We start from the raw sequence: 2,049 nt of genomic DNA, 5'->3' as shown, positions 1-2,049 counted from the left end.
ACCAGGTCCGTTGCCGTTGCCCCGGGAGGCAGCCTTCCCGCGAGCCGAAACCCCACCACCCGGGGGATCAGCATGGAGCAGGGCTGGCCCAGGAGCGCCGCTTCCGCCTCGATTCCCCCCACCCCCCACCCCACGACTCCCAGGCCGTTGACCATGGTGGTGTGGGAATCGGTGCCGACGATGGTGTCGGGATATATCCATTTCCTGCCGTTCTGTTCGGCCACCATGGCAATTTGGGCGAGGTATTCGAGATTTACCTGGTGACAGATGCCGGTATCGGGCGGGACCACCCGAAAATTGCGGAACGCCCTCTGTCCCCAGCGGAGAAACTGGTAGCGCTCGCGGTTGCGCCGGAATTCGAGATCGGCATTCGTCTCGGGGGCCGAGAGGGTGCCGTACCGGTCCACCTGCACCGAATGGTCGATGATGAGGTCGGCCGGCTGCAAGGGGTTGATCCGGGCAGGATCGCCGCCCAGCCGCCTCAGGGCCGAGCGCATGGCGGCAAGGTCGGCGATTGCCGGCACGCCGGTAAAGTCCTGGAGCAGAACCCGGGCCGGCATGAACTGGATTTCACGGTCCGGGAGAGTCCGGGGATGCCAGTGGCCGAGCGCCACGATATCGTCGCGTTTGACCGCAACACCGTCCTCGCGGCGCAAAAGGTTTTCCAGAAGAATCCTGATCGAGTAGGGAAGGCGCGAAATGTCCGCACGGAACGACTCGGCGAACTTCGGCAGGGAGTGGTAGTTGTAGCGGGATCGGCCGACGGCCAGGGTCGCTCGGCTTCCGAAACTGTCGGGGCTGTTTCGTGGCATGCTCTCACCTCACACCGTCTTGTGCTGAATATCTGAGCGATTACAGTCTGTGCGATTGTTCTGCCAGCATTTCGGCCATGGTCACGAGCCGGTGATGCTCATCCTTCCCGATCGATTCTTCTACCAGGTCGAACTTGTGCAGTAATTCCCGCTGCTCCTCCCCATTGAGAATCTTGTCGGTCATGGGAAACAGCAGATAGTTTTCCTTCCAGATGTGGTTGGGATAGAGGTTCACCAGTCCTTGCAGGCTTGCGCGCAAGGGGCCGGTCGCCTCGGCGTTCCCCTTCCCGTAAGCTTCTGCGGCTTCAGCCAACTCCATAACAAGCTTTCTGCCGCTCTGATGCTCATGGATGAGGATCCCCAGGGGGCAGCCGGTCACCGGCACCCCCTTTGCCTCAAGGAGAGGAAAGAGGTGATGCTCTTCCTTGCCGTGATGGCACGTATCAGCGAACATCCGCATGAACTCCACCAGGTCCCGGAGGATGCCGCAGTCCGGTCTTTTCCCCGCATCCAGCCCGTCGGCAATAGCGGCCATGACGCCCACCACCGTCTGGATAACGTGATGCTCCTCTTCCAGTATTTCGGTCGCCTTTTTCTCCATTTTCCCCGTCCTCCCTGGGGTGGACCACCCTCTCCGTTCAAGCCGGCACGAACATGTTTTTGGCAACTCCGCATACCGGACAGACCCACTCCTCTGGAAGCTCCTCAAACGGGGTTTCGGGCGGGACACCGTTCAAAGGATCGCCCACGAAGGGATCGTAAACATACTGACAAACGGTGCAGATCCAACGCTGCATTTACAGGCTCCTTTTTTCCGCGCCACAGCTTCACGTGGCTGACGAATGGCGGAGGCTTCTGCCGGCCGTGGCCCGGATCAGGCAAAACTCCTCAGATAGTCGGGCTCGGTACTCCAGTTGATGCACGAAACCGGGCAGACATCAATGGCACCATGTTGGATATCGTCCTCGGATGCGCCATTGGGGTCATAGCATTCCGCCTTGTTTTCGTCATCGAAACGGAACACCTCGGGAACGTTGTCCACACAGAGCCCGCAGCTTATGCATTCTTCCTTGTCAATCCATGGTGCCTTGATCATGGGCATCCTCCGGGTAAAAGTTTAGGCGCCGAACGCGTTCGGCGCCTCTTGGACACGTGACAAGCCTGAATTTGGGTGCTGCGAGTAGCACCAAGGGTACTACACTTCCAAAAGAATGCAACTCAGGCAGATGATTGACGC

4 protein-coding genes are annotated in these 2,049 nt (G+C 59.6%); all 4 read right to left on the bottom strand.

Annotation, left to right across the window (positions count from 1 at the left end; all coding sequences use genetic code 11):
• On the bottom strand, positions 1–812 hold an 812-nt coding region (locus tag AC6CDK_RS17675; protein WP_496639948.1), incomplete at its 3' end, for an aconitase family protein.
• 40 nt (positions 813–852) lie between these two features.
• Positions 853–1,413, bottom strand: a complete 561-nt coding sequence (locus AC6CDK_RS17670; protein WP_039646159.1) for a hemerythrin domain-containing protein — start codon at positions 1,411–1,413, stop codon at positions 853–855.
• 37 nt (positions 1,414–1,450) lie between these two features.
• Positions 1,451–1,609, bottom strand: a complete 159-nt coding sequence (locus AC6CDK_RS17665) for a rubredoxin (protein WP_039646158.1) — start codon at positions 1,607–1,609, stop codon at positions 1,451–1,453.
• A 77-nt stretch (positions 1,610–1,686) separates the two neighbouring features.
• The gene (locus AC6CDK_RS17660) at positions 1,687–1,908 is read right to left on the bottom strand and encodes a ferredoxin (protein ID WP_039646157.1); all 222 of its coding nucleotides are present in this window, start codon (positions 1,906–1,908) and stop codon (positions 1,687–1,689) included.
• Positions 1,909–2,049: the final 141 nt, after the last annotated feature.

The sequence above is a fragment of the Geobacter sp. PheSNFMC genome, assembly GCF_059620965.1.
This window is presented reverse-complemented; position numbering and strand designations above follow the sequence as displayed.

Excerpts from the sequence above, each read along its gene's own strand:
- AC6CDK_RS17670 (WP_039646159.1), bottom strand. The coding sequence starts at position 1,413 with ATGGAGAAAAAGGCGACCGAAATACTGGAAGAGGAGCATCACGTTATC.
- AC6CDK_RS17665 (WP_039646158.1), bottom strand. The coding sequence starts at position 1,609 with ATGCAGCGTTGGATCTGCACCGTTTGTCAGTATGTTTACGATCCCTTC.
- AC6CDK_RS17660 (WP_039646157.1), bottom strand. The coding sequence starts at position 1,908 with ATGATCAAGGCACCATGGATTGACAAGGAAGAATGCATAAGCTGCGGG.